The organism is Bacillus sp. FSL R5-0416, assembly GCF_037975425.1.
Lineage (GTDB): Bacteria > Bacillota > Bacilli > Bacillales > Bacillaceae > Bacillus > Bacillus subtilis.
The window spans coordinates 3,417,099-3,432,335 of the sequence record NZ_CP150252.1 but is presented as its reverse complement, the minus strand read 5'-3'; the positions used below and the strand labels follow the sequence as shown (position 1 = coordinate 3,432,335).

11 protein-coding genes are annotated in these 15,237 nt (G+C 44.9%); 9 read left to right on the top strand and 2 right to left on the bottom strand.

What is annotated here, in order from left to right; genetic code table 11:
• The first annotated feature begins 80 nt into the window (after positions 1 to 80).
• The 4 genes from NYE20_RS18285 to NYE20_RS18270 all read left to right on the top strand — a co-directional run bounded on the left by NYE20_RS18285 (position 81) and on the right by NYE20_RS18270 (position 4,195).
• Positions 81 to 2,189, top strand: coding sequence for a heavy metal translocating P-type ATPase (locus NYE20_RS18285; RefSeq protein WP_161621250.1), 2,109 nt, complete (start codon positions 81 to 83; stop codon positions 2,187 to 2,189).
• A gap of 119 nt (positions 2,190 to 2,308) precedes the next feature.
• On the top strand, positions 2,309 to 2,977 hold the full coding sequence (gene bdbD, locus NYE20_RS18280; protein ID WP_072173507.1) for a disulfide bond formation protein BdbD: 669 nt from the start codon (positions 2,309 to 2,311) through the stop codon (positions 2,975 to 2,977).
• A gap of 4 nt (positions 2,978 to 2,981) precedes the next feature.
• Positions 2,982 to 3,398 (top strand): disulfide oxidoreductase, encoded by a 417-nt coding sequence (locus NYE20_RS18275; RefSeq protein WP_072173508.1) that lies wholly within the window; start codon positions 2,982 to 2,984, stop codon positions 3,396 to 3,398.
• Between the two features lie 185 nt (positions 3,399 to 3,583).
• Entirely contained in the window at positions 3,584 to 4,195 is a 612-nt protein-coding gene (locus NYE20_RS18270; protein ID WP_003228419.1) for a trimeric intracellular cation channel family protein, read from the top strand.
• Between the two features lie 109 nt (positions 4,196 to 4,304).
• Here NYE20_RS18270 and NYE20_RS18265 read toward each other — a convergent pair whose 3' ends face one another.
• Complete coding sequence (locus NYE20_RS18265; RefSeq protein WP_014477979.1) at positions 4,305 to 4,739, bottom strand: hypothetical protein; 435 nt, start codon at positions 4,737 to 4,739, stop codon at positions 4,305 to 4,307.
• 577 nt (positions 4,740 to 5,316) lie between these two features.
• Between NYE20_RS18265 and helD the strand changes: the two genes are divergently transcribed.
• The 4 genes from helD to NYE20_RS18245 all read left to right on the top strand — a co-directional run bounded on the left by helD (position 5,317) and on the right by NYE20_RS18245 (position 13,638).
• Entirely contained in the window at positions 5,317 to 7,641 is a 2,325-nt protein-coding gene (gene helD / locus NYE20_RS18260; protein ID WP_161621251.1) for a DNA helicase IV, read from the top strand.
• Positions 7,642 to 7,811: 170 nt separating this feature from the next.
• Positions 7,812 to 9,629 carry an assimilatory sulfite reductase (NADPH) flavoprotein subunit gene (locus tag NYE20_RS18255; protein WP_049139722.1) on the top strand — a complete coding sequence of 606 codons (1,818 nt, stop codon included), beginning with the start codon at positions 7,812 to 7,814 and terminating at the stop codon, positions 9,627 to 9,629.
• Positions 9,630 to 9,654: 25 nt separating this feature from the next.
• Positions 9,655 to 11,370, top strand: a complete 1,716-nt coding sequence (gene cysI / locus NYE20_RS18250; RefSeq protein ID WP_103803706.1) for an assimilatory sulfite reductase (NADPH) hemoprotein subunit — start codon at positions 9,655 to 9,657, stop codon at positions 11,368 to 11,370.
• A 255-nt stretch (positions 11,371 to 11,625) separates the two neighbouring features.
• Positions 11,626 to 13,638, top strand: a complete 2,013-nt coding sequence (locus tag NYE20_RS18245; RefSeq protein WP_015714699.1) for a Na+/H+ antiporter — start codon at positions 11,626 to 11,628, stop codon at positions 13,636 to 13,638.
• 43 nt (positions 13,639 to 13,681) lie between these two features.
• Here NYE20_RS18245 and yvgO read toward each other — a convergent pair whose 3' ends face one another.
• Complete coding sequence (gene yvgO / locus NYE20_RS18240; RefSeq protein WP_163136639.1) at positions 13,682 to 14,167, bottom strand: stress response protein YvgO; 486 nt, start codon at positions 14,165 to 14,167, stop codon at positions 13,682 to 13,684.
• Between the two features lie 222 nt (positions 14,168 to 14,389).
• Here yvgO and pgoN point away from each other — a divergent pair, with 222 nt between their 5' ends.
• Complete coding sequence (gene pgoN / locus NYE20_RS18235; protein WP_015483687.1) at positions 14,390 to 15,220, top strand: glyoxal/methylglyoxal reductase; 831 nt, start codon at positions 14,390 to 14,392, stop codon at positions 15,218 to 15,220.
• Positions 15,221 to 15,237: the final 17 nt, after the last annotated feature.

Genomic DNA, 15,237 nt, shown 5'->3' with positions numbered 1-15,237 from the left:
AGTATATGCTCATATATATTAAAACGAATGCAATACTCATTGATACGCTTTGAAAAGGGAACCCTAAATCGGAAGGTAAGGTGAGACTAGTGAAACAGGAATACGTTCTGGACGGTTTGGATTGCAGCAATTGTGCCCAAAAAATCGAAAATGGAGTCAAAGGCATAAAAGGCATTGACGGATGCGCGGTAAATTTTGCGGCAAGCACCTTAACTGTCTCAGCCGATGGGAAAGAAGAGCAATGGGTCACGAATAAAGTAGAGAAAAAAGTGAAATCAATTGATCCGCATGTAACGGTTCGCCAAAAGCATATAAAGAAATCAGCTGATGATGGCTATCGTAATCGAATGGTCAATATGCTGATCAGAATGGCGGCGGCTGTCATTCTCGGCGCAGCGGCATATTTGGTTCATTCGGGAACCATTGAACTTTTCCTTTTCCTCGCTGCTTATTTGATCATCGGCGGTGACATTATGATCCGCGCAGTCAAAAACATCATCCGCGGTCAGGTGTTTGATGAGCATTTCTTAATGGCTCTTGCTACAATCGGCGCCTTTCTGATTCAGCAATACCCTGAGGGCGTCGCCGTTATGCTGTTTTATCAAATCGGTGAGCTTTTTCAAGGTGCCGCGGTCAGCCGTTCCAGAAAATCAATTAGTGCGTTAATGGACATACGGCCTGATTACGCCAATCTCAAAACAAAGAACGGCATCGAACAGGTTTCCCCGGAGGATGTTCAGACAGGAGACATCATTGTGGTTAATCCGGGAGAAAGCATACCCCTGGACGGTAAGGTCGTGCAAGGGTCAGCGATGGTTGATACATCTGCTTTAACAGGTGAGTCCGTTCCGAGAAAAGCTGCGGAAGGACAAGATGTAATGTCAGGCTTAATCAATCAAAACGGCGTTCTGCATATTGAAGTCACAAAGGGCTATCAGGAATCAGCAGTATCAAAAATATTAGACTTGGTTCAGAATGCGAGCAGCCGTAAAGCCCGGACAGAAAACTTTATCACGAAGTTTGCCAAGTATTATACACCTGCTGTTGTGATCATCGCGGTATTGCTGGCCTTTGTTCCGCCGCTTGTTCTTTCTGGCGCCGCGCTTTCCGATTGGGTGTACCGCGCGCTTATCTTTTTAGTGATTTCTTGTCCTTGTGCGCTTGTTGTCTCCATTCCGCTCGGTTTCTTCGGCGGAATCGGAGCGGCCTCAAAGGCCGGAGTGCTTGTAAAGGGAAGCAATTATTTAGAAGCTTTGAATCAAGTCAAATACGCGGTGTTTGATAAAACGGGAACACTAACAAAAGGCAGCTTTGAAGTGACAGAAATCAAACCAGCGGAAGGTTTTACAAAGGATAGATTACTTGAAGCGGCGGCATACGCTGAGCTTCATTCACAGCATCCGATTGCTGAATCTGTGCGTAAAGCTTACGGGAAAATGCTTTCCTCCGATGAGATTGAGTCATACGAAGAAATCTCCGGTCACGGCATTTTTGCAAAGGTAAATGGAACTGAGATCCTTGCTGGGAATAAAAAGCTCATGGAAAGAGAACAAATTGAGGATGTCCCGGATGAAAATGCTGGAACAATCGTACACGTTGCTGTTGATCAAAGCTATGTCGGAGCAATCATCATAGCGGATGAAGTAAAGGAAGACGCAGCACAGGCGGTTGCTGATCTGAAGTCGCTTGGGATCAAACAGACAGCTATGCTGACGGGTGATTCGAAACAAACGGGAGAAGCCGTCGGAAAACAGCTTGGGATTGGTGAGGTATATGCAGAGCTGCTGCCGCAAGATAAAGTCGCGCAGGTCGAAGCATTAGAAGCTAAGCTTTTGCCTAGTGAAAAACTCATTTTTGTCGGTGACGGCATCAATGATACGCCGGTGCTTGCACGCGCAGATATAGGGGTTGCGATGGGAGGCCTTGGCTCAGACGCCGCGGTAGAAGCCGCAGACATCGTGCTGATGACAGATCAGCCGTCAAAAATAGCAGAAGCGATTCGGATTGCGAAACGGACACGGCGAATCGTGTGGCAAAACATCGGCTTTGCTTTAGGTGTGAAAGCGATCTTTCTCATTCTTGGAGCATTTGGAATTGCAACCATGTGGGAAGCGGTTTTCTCAGATGTCGGTGTTACACTGCTCGCTGTGGCAAACGCGATGCGCGTCATGCGTCTCAAAAACAAATAAATTGTCGGAGAGAATTCATTTTTTCGGGGTTTTCTTATCGGCGCTTGTCTTGTTAAAATAAAGAAGTGGGTCAATTGCGATCCGCTTCTTTTTTAATTTTAAAACGATGAGGTGTCGGAGTGAAAAAGAAACAGCAGTCTTCTGCGAAATTCGCGGTCATCCTTACGGTTGTGGTTGTTGTATTGCTAGCAGCCATTGTCATCATTAATAACAAAACGGAACAAGGCAATGATGCGGTTTCCGGACAGCCGTCTATCAAAGGGCAGCCTGTGCTTGGCAAGGACGATGCACCGGTAACTGTAGTAGAATTCGGAGATTACAAATGTCCGTCTTGCAAGGTGTTTAACAGTGACATCTTTCCAAAAATACAAAAAGACTTTATTGATAAGGGCGATGTGAAATTTTCTTTCGTGAACGTCATGTTCCATGGAAAAGGTTCAAGATTAGCGGCTCTTGCATCTGAAGAAGTATGGAAGGAAGACCCTGACTCTTTCTGGGATTTCCATGAAAAGCTGTTCGAAAAACAGCCAGATACGGAACAGGAATGGGTAACCCCAGGCCTCCTTGGTGATCTTGCAAAAAGCACCACAAAGATAAAACCTGAGACACTCAAGGAAAATCTTGATAAGGAAACATTCGCTTCTCAAGTGGAAAAGGATTCTGACCTTAATCAAAAAATGAACATACAGGCAACACCGACGATTTACGTCAATGATAAAGTGATCAAAAATTTTGCGAATTATGATGAAATCAAAGAGACAATAGAAAAAGAGCTGAAAGGGAAGTAACGATATGAAAAATAGAATCGTATTTTTATATGCTTCTTGGGTTGTGGCTCTTATCGCTATGCTGGGCAGCCTGTATTTCAGTGAAATCAGAAAGTTTATTCCATGTGAACTGTGCTGGTACCAGCGTATCCTCATGTATCCGCTCGTCCTGATTCTAGGCATCGCCACCTTTCAAGGGGACACACGAGTGAAAAAATATGTGCTCCCGATGGCGATTATAGGGGCATTCATTTCGATCATGCATTACTTAGAGCAAAAAGTGCCCGGCTTTAGCGGCATTAAGCCATGTATCAGCGGCGTGCCGTGCTCGGGCCAATATATTAACTGGTTTGGTTTTATTACGATTCCATTCCTGGCCCTGATTGCTTTTATCCTGATTATCATTTTTATGTGCCTGCTGAAAGGCGAAAAATCTGAATAACAAAAAAAGCGCCCGCGTATGCCGGGCGCTTTTTTAATTTCGCAAACTCATGCCATTCATCAATGCGGCATTCCCTCTAAATTTATCTTTTTTTCTCATAAAAATGTTATTGATTTTACGCTTGAGCGATTATAAAATCTAGAGGTCGTCAGAAAATTTAACAAACATAAAAGGGAGTCATCAGAATGGCTTGGGAGCTGCTCAGTGTGATTGGCATCATTGCGTTTGCAGTCAGCGGCGCAATTGTTGCGATGGAAGAGGAATATGATATTTTAGGAGTTTATATATTAGGGATTGTCACCGCTTTTGGAGGAGGAGCGATCCGCAATTTGCTGATCGGTGTTCCGGTGTCAGCGCTATGGGAGCAGGGAGCGTACTTTCAAATCGCGCTTTTATCTATTACAATTGTGTTTCTGTTTCCGAAGCTGCTGCTGAAGCATTGGAATAAGTGGGGCAATTTATCAGATGCGATCGGCCTCGCTGCCTTTGCTATCCAAGGCGCACTGTATGCTGTCAAAATGGGCCATCCGCTTAGTGCCGTGATCGTGGCTGCGGTGCTGACGGGAAGCGGGGGCGGAATCATCCGCGACCTTCTTGCCGGGCGCAAACCGCTTGTGCTGAAGGCAGAAATTTATGCAGTCTGGGCGGCTCTCGGCGGTTTAATCGTCGGCTTGGGCTGGCTGGGGAACTCGTTCGGCTTGTACGTTCTGTTTTTCGTGCTCGTTGTTTGCCGGGTTTGTTCCTATATGTTTAATTGGAAGCTGCCAAACCGTTCTTTTCGCTTAGATAGTCAGTAAAATAAAAGAAACCTCTCCGTCATGGAGAGGTTTCTTTTATGGTAGCCTGCCGGGATCAAATAAAAAGTCCTTTTCGAATGCTGACCGCGCAGAGCAAAGCTATTGAAAATTAATAGGTAGCCCAAAAGGTATAGCTGATGGTTTTTTTAGTTCCTGTGTTAGTGAATTTGAATCTGTATTTTGTTTTGTAGCTTTTAGAAGCTTGTTTGTAACTTAAATTTGTAGAGCCTTTTTTCGTTGCATAAAAAGTTTTAACATTTTTCCAGCCTTTATTTGTCTTTTGTTGCAGAGTTGCTGTAATTTTCCCGCTGCCTGATCCGTTTGCTGTCATGTTGGCCCAAGTTCCTCGTCCTGGATAATAAATCTGAAATGTTGGCGAGTAAGTATAGTTTTTAAATGAGCCCGAATGGTAATGAGTACTCCATATTTGACCTTTTTTAACCCAATCTTTAGCTTCCGCTTTGTTGTTTACTAGGTCAATTGCCGTAAAACTTGTTACGGCTACGACGAATGCCAGCAACATCATAGATAGCTTTTTCTTCACTGAGTATTTCCTCCTAACTAATTCTGGTTCTTTCTTCATGTTCTTATCATAAACCGAGAGAAATAATGTAACATCGTCCTATTCTCCCAAATGAAAAACTTCAATTTGTTGAAATATGTCGAAATTGGATGAAAAATGACTATTTTACTGCGACTATAGATACGATAGCAAGGATGTAGTTGCTTTATGGAAGATGACAATAACAGCCAGTTTAGTCATTCTTCACGTTAGATGAACAGACAAACACGGTAAAGCTCTGCGGTGTTTTTAAAATGAAAAAGAAATATTATATCGAAGATTGAATGGAATAAGGAATCGATACTGATGAAAGAGAAGATTCGCAACCTAAGAAAAGCACCTCCAACAGTGATCAATGTGAAATCATAAGAGAAAAAACCGATTTCGAGTTGAAATCGGTTTTTTCTGCATATAAATAACCCAAACCTTGATTGGTATTGGGTGAATGTGCTAAGATAAATTGTATTTGCCAGTTTCGTCATACAATCGATATATGTATCCAATTATATTTTACAGTATTTCATCTATGTTTGTCAACTATTTTCTGGAGGTGCCGTTCATGAATCAGCAGGATAAGGAATGGAAGGAAGAGCAGTCGAGAATAGATGAGGTGCTGCAGGAGCTCGAAAAAAAAGAGCGGTTTCTGGAAACGTCTGCGGGCGGGTTGAAGCATGATATCATCGGATTAAGAAAAAGCTTTTGGGAGGATGTTAAGGTTAATTTTGATGATGCCCATGAAGCGATTGAAACGATGGCAAGCATTAAGCAGCAGGCAGAGCTGCTGTCTGATCGGGAACACAATCATCGGCGCATGGATCAGCAGCTCAAACGAATTCATCAATTAAAAAAATCGCCTTATTTCGGCCGGATTGATTTTATTGAAAACGGCGAGGAGCAGGCAGAGCGAATTTATATCGGTTTAGCTTCCTGTTTGGATGAGAAGGAGGAACACTTTCTGATTTATGACTGGAGGGCGCCGATATCAAGTTTGTACTACAATTATTCCCCAGGTAAAGCGGAGTACGAGGTGCCCGGTGAAACGATAGAAGGGGAAATGGTGCTGAAACGCCAGTTTATGATCAAAAACGGCACTCTCAAGGCGATGTTTAATACCGATATGACGATTGGTGATGAAATGCTGCAAGAGGTATTAAGCCATCACTCCGATACCCAAATGAAAAACATCGTGTCTACGATTCAGAAAGAACAAAATCAGATTATCCGTAATGAAAAAAGCAAGATCCTGATCGTGCAGGGAGCGGCTGGCAGCGGGAAAACATCGGCTGCGCTTCAGCGTGTCGCTTATTTGTTATACAGGCACCGTGGCGTCATTGATGCCGGACAAATCGTTTTGTTTTCTCCCAACTTCTTATTTAACAGCTATGTCTCCTCTGTTTTGCCGGAGTTAGGAGAAGAGAATATGGAACAGGCGACGTTTCAGGAATATATCGAGCATCGTCTTGGCCGCAGGTTCAAATGTGAAAGCCCCTTTGATCAGCTCGAATATTGCCTGACCGAAACAAAGGGAGGCGATTTTCCAACAAGGCTTGCGGGAATCACATGGAAGGCGGGTTTATCCTTTCAGCAATTCATTAATGAATACGTCACACGGCTTTCCTCTGACGGGATGATTTTTAAAAATATTATATTCCGCGGACAAAAGCTGATCACAAAGGAGCAAATTCAATCCTATTTTTACTCATTGGATCAAAATCACTCCATTCCGAATCGGATGGAGCAAACCGCGAAGTGGCTGCTGAGTGAGCTTAACAAGCTTGAGAAAAAGGAACGGCGAAAGGATTGGGTCGTTCATGAAGCTGAGCTGCTTGACAAAGAGGACTACTTGGACGTGTACAAAAAACTGCAAGAAAGGAAACGGTTCAGCGAGAGTACGTTTAACGATTATCAAAGAGAGCAGCAGCTGCTTGCCGCCATCATTGTGAAAAAAGCTTTCAAACCGCTCAAGCAGGCAGTCAGGCTCCTTGCATTTCTTGATGTTTCACAGCTGTATTTGCAATTGTTTTCTGGCTGGGGAGGGAAATTTCAGCATGAGAAGATGGCCGTGATAGGTGAGCTGACCCGTTCGGCATTTACGGATAATAAATTGCTCTATGAGGACGCGGCACCGTTTCTTTATATGCAGGATCTGATTGAGGGCAGAAAGAAAAATACGAAGATCAAACATCTATTTATTGACGAAGCCCAGGACTATTCACCGTTTCAGATGGCTTACATGAGAAGTATTTTTCCGGTTGCCAGCATGACAGTGCTCGGTGATATCAATCAGTCCATCTACGCGCATACCATACATGGGGATCAGCGTATGGATGCGTGCTTTGAGGATGAGCCTGCTGAGTATGTTCGTTTAAAGAGAACATACAGATCAACAAGGCAGATTGTCGAGTTTACCAAAGCGATGCTTCAAGATGGAGCGGATATTGAGCCGTTTAATAGAAGCGGGGAAATGCCGCTCGTTGTCAAAACTGAAGGACATGAGAGCCTTTGCCAAAAGCTCGCGCAAGAAATTGGCCGGCTCAAGAAAAAAGGGCACGAAACAATAGCCGTCATCTGCAAGACAGCGCAGCAATGCATACAGGCACACGCCCACATGAGTGAATATACAGATGTTCGCCTGATTCATAAAGAAAATCAACCATTCCAAAAGGGTGTTTGCGTGATTCCGGTGTATTTAGCGAAGGGAATTGAATTTGACGCAGTGCTTGTCTATGATGCATCTGAAGAACACTATCATACAGAGCACGACCGCAGGCTTTTATATACTGCGTGCACCCGTGCGATGCACATGCTGGCGGTATTTTATACAGGTGAAGCCAGTCCGTTTGCAACCGCTGTGCCGCCTCACTTATATCAGATTGCTGAATGAAGAGAAGGGAGTCCTTCTCTTTTTTCTATTTACATGAAGCATAGCCGTTTTATCATTAGGATTCTTAATAGTTATCATCATGTAAATATATTTTACTTAAGCCTAGTATTCCGGTAAAGTTCAATTAGATGCAATTTTCGATCAGTTTATAACTTTGTGAGGTGGATACGTTGCAACTTCAGGTAATGAACAGTCCGTTTAATCAGGAGCAGGCAGAGCTCCTTAACCGCCTTCTGCCGACCTTGACCGAATCCCAGAAAATCTGGCTGAGCGGATATTTATCCGCTCAATCTGTTTCCGCCCAAGAAGCTGCGGGTACGCCGGCGGCAGCTGTGTCTGCGGAAGCACCGGCACCGGCCGTTTCAAAAGAAGTGACCGTTCTTTATGGTTCACAGACGGGAAACGCACAGGGGCTTGCAGAAAATGCCGGCAAGCAGCTTGAACAGAGCGGTTTTCAAGTGACCGTCTCATCCATGAGCGATTTTAAGCCGAATCAGCTGAAGAAGGTAACCAATCTTTTAATCGTCGTCAGTACGCATGGAGAAGGCGAGCCGCCTGATAACGCGCTGTCGTTTCACGAATTTCTGCACGGAAGACGGGCGCCTAAGCTTGAAGACCTGCGCTTTTCCGTTTTGGCGCTTGGTGACAGTTCGTACGAGTTTTTCTGCCAGACAGGGAAAGAATTTGATCAGCGCTTAGAAGAACTCGGCGGAAAACGGATTTCTCCGCGCGTTGATTGCGATCTTGACTATGATGAACCGGCAGCCGAATGGCTTGAGGGTGTATTGAAGGGATTAAATGAAGCTGGGGTCGGAAGCGCCGCGCCTGCGCCGGCGGCTGCGTCACAAACCGGTGAGTCTTCGTATTCCAGAACAAACCCGTTTCGGGCTGAAGTGTTAGAAAATTTAAATTTAAACGGCAGAGGATCAAATAAAGAAACACGCCATGTGGAGCTGTCACTTGAAGGATCTGGCCTGACTTACGAGCCTGGTGACAGCCTCGGCGTCTATCCGGAAAACGATCCGGAACTTGTCGAGCTGCTCCTAAAGGAAATGAATTGGGACCCGGAAGAAATTGTGACGCTTAATAAGCAAGGTGATGTCCGTCCGCTGAAAGAAGCGCTGATTTATCACTATGAGATTACCGTTCTCACAAAACCGCTTCTTGAACAGGCAGCCCAGCTGACAGGGAACGATGAGCTTAGAGAGCTTTTAGCCCCGGGAAATGAGGAGAATGTAAAAGCCTATATTGAAGGGCGCGATTTGCTTGATCTCGTCCGTGACTATGGCCCATTTAGTGTATCTGCGCAGGAGTTTGTCTCTATTTTGCGAAAAATGCCTGCCCGCCTTTATTCGATTGCAAGCAGTTTATCCGCAAATCCGGATGAAGTGCATTTAACAATCGGCGCAGTCCGCTACGATGCGCACGGCCGTGAACGAAAAGGCGTCTGCTCGATTTTGTGCGCGGAACGTCTGCAGCCGGGTGACACACTGCCGGTTTATGTACAGCACAATCAAAACTTTAAGCTTCCGAAAGACCCTGAAACACCGATTATCATGGTGGGCCCTGGGACAGGCGTCGCACCTTTCCGTTCCTTTATGCAGGAGCGTGAGGAGACGGGAGCGGAAGGAAAGGCATGGATGTTCTTTGGCGATCAGCACTTTGTCACGGATTTCCTTTACCAGACAGAGTGGCAGAATTGGCTCAAAGACGGTGTGCTGACAAAAATGGATGTGGCGTTCTCACGTGATACGGAAGAAAAAGTATATGTGCAGCACCGCATGCTTGAACATAGCGCAGAATTGTTTGAATGGCTTCAAGAAGGAGCGGCTGTTTATATTTGCGGAGATGAAAAGCATATGGCGCATGACGTCCATCACACATTACTTGAAATTATCGAAAAAGAAGGCAATATGAGCCGCGAAGAAGCGGAGGCTTATCTTGCCGATATGCAGCAGCAAAAACGCTATCAGCGTGATGTATATTGATTTGACTTGAAAGGAGTTTTTCAACATGGTGACCAAAATTCTAAAAGCACCGGACGGCTCTCCAAGTGATGTTGAACGCATTAAAAAAGAAAGTGATTATTTGCGCGGCACGCTGAAAGAAGTGATGCTCGATCGAATCAGTGCCGGAATTCCGGATGATGATAACCGCCTGATGAAACACCACGGCAGTTATTTGCAGGATGATCGGGACCTCCGAAATGAACGCCAAAAGCAGAAACTTGAGCCCGCATATCAGTTTATGCTGCGCGTGCGTATGCCAGGGGGCGTCTCGACGCCTGAACAATGGCTTGTCATGGATGACCTGTCCCAGAAATACGGGAACGGCACATTAAAATTGACGACACGTGAAACGTTCCAAATGCACGGGATTCTGAAATGGAACATGAAGAAAACCATTCAGACGATCCACTCAGCACTTTTGGATACGATCGCAGCCTGCGGAGACGTAAACCGTAACGTCATGTGTGCATCAAACCCTTATCAATCTGAAATCCACTCAGAGGTATACGAGTGGTCTAAAAAGTTAAGTGATGATCTGCTGCCGCGGACGAGAGCATATCATGAAATTTGGCTTGATGAGGAAAAAGTTGCCGGCACGCCGGAGGAAGAAGTCGAGCCAATGTACGGACCGCTCTATCTGCCGCGGAAGTTTAAAATCGGTATTGCCGTTCCGCCGTCTAATGATATTGACGTCTTTTCACAAGATCTGGGATTCATTGCGATTGTCGAGGATGGCAAGCTGATCGGTTTTAACGTGGCAATCGGCGGCGGTATGGGAATGACGCATGGCGATACTGCGACATATCCGCAATTAGCCAAGGTGATCGGATTCTGCCGGCCTGAGCAAATGTATGACGTTGCTGAAAAAACGATTACGATTCAGCGTGATTACGGCAACCGTTCTGTCCGTAAAAATGCGCGGTTCAAATACACAGTTGACCGCCTCGGTTTAGAAAACGTAAAAGAAGAATTGGAAAACCGTCTCGGCTGGAGCCTGGAAGAAGCGAAGCCGTATCATTTCGATCATAACGGCGACCGTTACGGCTGGGTGGAAGGCATTGAGGATAAATGGCATTTTACGCTGTTTGTCGAAGGCGGCCGTGTAACAGATTACGATGACTATAAACTGATGACAGGCTTGCGGGAAATCGCCAAAGTTCATACAGGCGAGTTCCGGCTGACGGCCAATCAGAACTTAATGATTGCGAACGTTTCAAGCGATAAAAAAGAAGAAATCAGTGCTTTAATTGAACAGTACGGACTAACTGACGGCAAGCACTATTCAGCGCTTCGCCGCAGCTCGATGGCATGCGTCGCTCTTCCGACCTGCGGATTGGCAATGGCTGAAGCAGAACGTTATTTGCCGACCCTGTTAGATAAGGTTGAAGAGATTATTGACGAAAATGGCCTTCGTGATCAGGAAATCACCATTCGCATGACAGGATGCCCGAACGGCTGCGCACGTCATGCGCTCGGTGAGATCGGATTTATCGGAAAGGCGCCGGGCAAATATAATATGTATCTTGGCGCTGCGTTTGACGGAAGCCGTTTAAGCAAAATGTATCGTGAAAACATCGGTGAAGCAGACATTTTAAGCGAGCTGCGCGTCCTTCTTTCCCGCTATGCGAAAGAACGCGAGGAAGGCGAGCATTTCGGTGACTTTGTCATCCGTGCGGGCATTATTAAAGCAACAACTGACGGTACGAATTTTCATGATTGAGAAAACTAAGAAGAGAGACAGGGAATAGCTTCCTGTCTCTTTTTTCTGTAATTTGCTCTGCTGCAAAAAAGTTCACTGTGAGCATATCATGAGAAAAAATACCCTAAAAAGGGTACTATAAAAGAAGACAAGTGTGGAGGGAACTCCTGCGAAACCACATAGCGTATGCAAGGCCACCCTAGCTCAAGGGCTTTTAGACAAACAGATTTTTTGGCTCATCATGCCGACACACAACAGACGAAGGAGGTCATGCATTTGGACATATTTTTAGTTGTGCTCGTATTATTAACGATTATTGCGATTTCTAATATCGTGAACCGGTTTATTCCGTTTATTCCGGTGCCGCTGATTCAAGTGGCTCTTGGGATTCTTGCCGCCTCATTTCCACAGGGACTTCATTTTGAATTAAACACCGAATTGTTTTTTGTTCTTTTTATCGCGCCTCTGCTATTTAATGATGGAAAGAGGACACCGCGGGCAGAGCTTTGGAATTTAAGGGCTCCGATTTTATTGCTTGCACTCGGCCTTGTATTTGCGACTGTGATTGTAGGCGGCTACACGATTCACTGGATGATTCCTGCTATTCCGCTGGCAGCGGCCTTTGGACTTGCGGCCATTCTTTCACCGACTGATGTCGTCGCTGTCAGCGCATTATCAGGAAGAGTGAAAATGCCAAAAGGGATTCTTCGCCTGCTGGAAGGTGAGGGGCTGATGAATGATGCATCAGGTCTGGTGGCCTTTAAGTTTGCGATTGCAGCGGCAGTGACTGGTGCATTTTCATTAGCACAAGCGGCTGTCAGCTTTGTCTTTATTTCTCTCGGAGGCTTGCTGTGCGGGGTTGTCATTTCATTTTTGATTATTCGTTTTCGCCTATTTCTGCGCCGCCTTGGCATGCAGGATGTCACGATGCATATGCTGATTCAAATTCTGACGCCGTTTGTGATTTATTTAGCAGCTGAAGAAATCGGCGTTTCCGGCATTTTAGCTGTTGTGGCTGGCGGTATTACCCATGCGGTTGAACAGGATCGTCTGGAATCTACGATGATCAAGCTGCAAATCGTCTCCTCAAGTACGTGGAACATTATTTTATTTATTTTGAACGGCCTGGTCTTCGTTATTCTCGGCACGCAAATCCCTGATGTTATTTCTGTTATCTTTAACGACACTGCCATCAGCAACATGAAGGTGATCGGCTATATCCTAGTCATCACATTTACGTTAATGCTCCTGAGATTCCTGTGGGTGCTGTTCTTCTGGAACGGCAAATGGTTCTTTAATAAAGATCAGAACATCTATAAACCGGGTCTTCGTTCGACGCTGTTAATTTCGATTTCTGGTGTGCGTGGAGCAGTAACGCTTGCAGGTTCTTTTTCCATTCCGTATTTCCTGGAGGATGGCACGCCGTTTCCGGAAAGAAATCTGATTCTCTTTTTAGCAGCCGGCGTCATTTTATGCACGCTTGTCATTGCTACCGTTGTGCTGCCGATTCTGACTGAAAAAGAAGAAGAGGACGAGGAACGAAACAAGAAGCTGCTGACGGCGAGACGCAAATTGATCAAAACAGCCCTTCAAACGATTAAAGAGGACATGAATGAGACAAACAAAACGGCCTCTCTTGCGGTGATAGCTGAATACAATGAGAAAATGAAAAATCTTCGTTTTCAGCAATATACATCGTCTAATCGCATCAAAAAGCACGAGCGTAAAGTCCGTGCCCAAGGGGTTAAGGCAGAGCAAGAGGCGCTGATGAAAATGCTGGAGCGGGGAGACATCCCGGAAGAAACAGCAAATGTGCTGCAAGAACGATTTAACGAGTTGGAAATTTTGTATGCGAACCCGTTTAAAGTCGGATTATCAAAAACAAGGCTCAAGAGGCTGATGTATTGGATTTTCTTCGGTGAACATAAAAAGCCGGAGATGTCGATTTTAAATGAAGCGGGATTGATACGGGCAACAAGAGTGAAAACGGCAAAAGCAGCGATAGAATATCTGGAAAAACACAAGACGGAAGAGCATAAAGAAGTGTTTTTATCTGTCATTACATTCTATAAACAGTTAATTTTCAGGCTGGAGCACAGCCATCATGAGCTGAAATCAAGCGCCCATTTTGAAAATCAGAAGCTGGAAGTGAAGCTGAAGGCTGTACAGGCGATCAGAAATGAAATTCAAACACTTTTCGAGGAAAGAGAAATTTCCCGGGACATCTCCCATGAGCTTCGCCAATACATTAATGATGTCGAAGCCGCCATGCTTGAAGGCGGCGAATAAATGCAGCAAAAAAGCTGGCGTTAGAGCGCCAGCTTTTTTTATATTAAGGGCGATGAAATGCGACAGTGCTGCCATCCCGGTCGAACCAGCCTCTGAAGGCCCAGTTGATCCAGCCGCCATCGCCTTTGTTTGTAAAGGTTCCATCTTCAAATACCCAAATGCCATACGTAATGCCGTCGTAAACGGCTGAGCCGTAAAATTGCACACCGTTCAAATGATCTTCATATTCCTGGCTTAAATTAAAGACCATGACGTTATATTTTTGGCCGGACGCGTAGAAGGAAGACTCCATGAGGTTTTTCACAAAGCCATCCCTATTCTGTGCGGATTTGATGGCATCAGCTATTTGGTTGGCAATTCCAAGTACATCCAGGTTGACGTTTAAACCTACATCAGCGGCAGTTGTTCCAGCAGTAGTTGTCTGCGACATCTTCGGAGCAGGATTTTCTTCAGCGGAAGCAAAGGACAAAGGGGCAATTGTCAAAGTGGCACCAAGAGCAAGTGTCATTGGGATACGAATACGTTTCAAGTTGTTTCCTCCTTTGTTTTCATTTGGTTACACTACACGCATACCCTGCTCAATGTATTTGTAATCTCAATATTGTTAAAATAGGAAAAAAATAGTGTTTGAATTTGCCTGTGCTGTGAAAAAAGAAGCAAAAAGAGGGTCTTAAGCGTATTATTGGTATCGGCTGAGAGGAATGTGAGATAATATAGACGCTTACATTTCAGTGAAAGGGTGGATGTTCAAGTGCCAACAAGTTTAAAAGATACTGTAAAGTTACATAACGGAGTTGAAATGCCTTGGTTCGGTCTGGGTGTTTTTAAAGTAGAAAATGGTAATGAAGCGACTGAATCAGTGAAAGCGGCAATTAAAAATGGCTATCGCAGTATTGATACAGCAGCGATCTACAAAAATGAAGAAGGCGTTGGCATCGGGATTAAAGAATCCGGTGTGGCAAGAGAAGAGCTCTTCATCACATCAAAAGTGTGGAATGAAGATCAAGGCTACGAAACAACGCTTGCTGCCTTTGAAAAAAGCCTGGAAAGATTACAGCTTGATTACTTAGATTTATATTTGATCCATTGGCCTGGCAAAGATAAATATAAAGATACATGGCGCGCGCTTGAAAAGCTGTACAAAGATGGCAAAATTCGCGCGATCGGCGTCAGCAACTTCCAAGTTCATCATTTAGAAGAGCTGTTGAAAGATGCTGAAATCAAACCGATGGTGAACCAAGTTGAATTTCACCCTCGTTTGACGCAAAAAGAATTAAGAGATTACTGCAAAGCGCAAGGCATTCAGCTGGAAGCGTGGTCTCCGCTCATGCAGGGACAGCTTTTGGATAACGAAGTGCTGACACAGATTGCTGAAAAACACAATAAATCTGTGGCTCAAGTGATTTTGCGCTGGGATCTGCAGCATGAAGTTGTAACCATTCCAAAATCCATTAAAGAACACCGTATCATCGAAAACGCTGATATTTTTGATTTCGAATTGTCTCAAGAAGACATGGACAAAATTGACGCATTAAATAAAGATGAGCGTGTCGGCCCAAATCCTGATGAGCTTCTGTTTTAATCAAAAAACTCCCCGTT

Coding starts and splice junctions, on each gene's coding strand:
- NYE20_RS18275 (WP_072173508.1), top strand. CDS start 2,982: ATGAAAAATAGAATCGTATTTTTATATGCTTCTTGGGTTGTGGCTCTT.
- NYE20_RS18270 (WP_003228419.1), top strand. CDS start 3,584: ATGGCTTGGGAGCTGCTCAGTGTGATTGGCATCATTGCGTTTGCAGTC.
- helD (WP_161621251.1), top strand. CDS start 5,317: ATGAATCAGCAGGATAAGGAATGGAAGGAAGAGCAGTCGAGAATAGAT.
- cysI (WP_103803706.1), top strand. CDS start 9,655: ATGGTGACCAAAATTCTAAAAGCACCGGACGGCTCTCCAAGTGATGTT.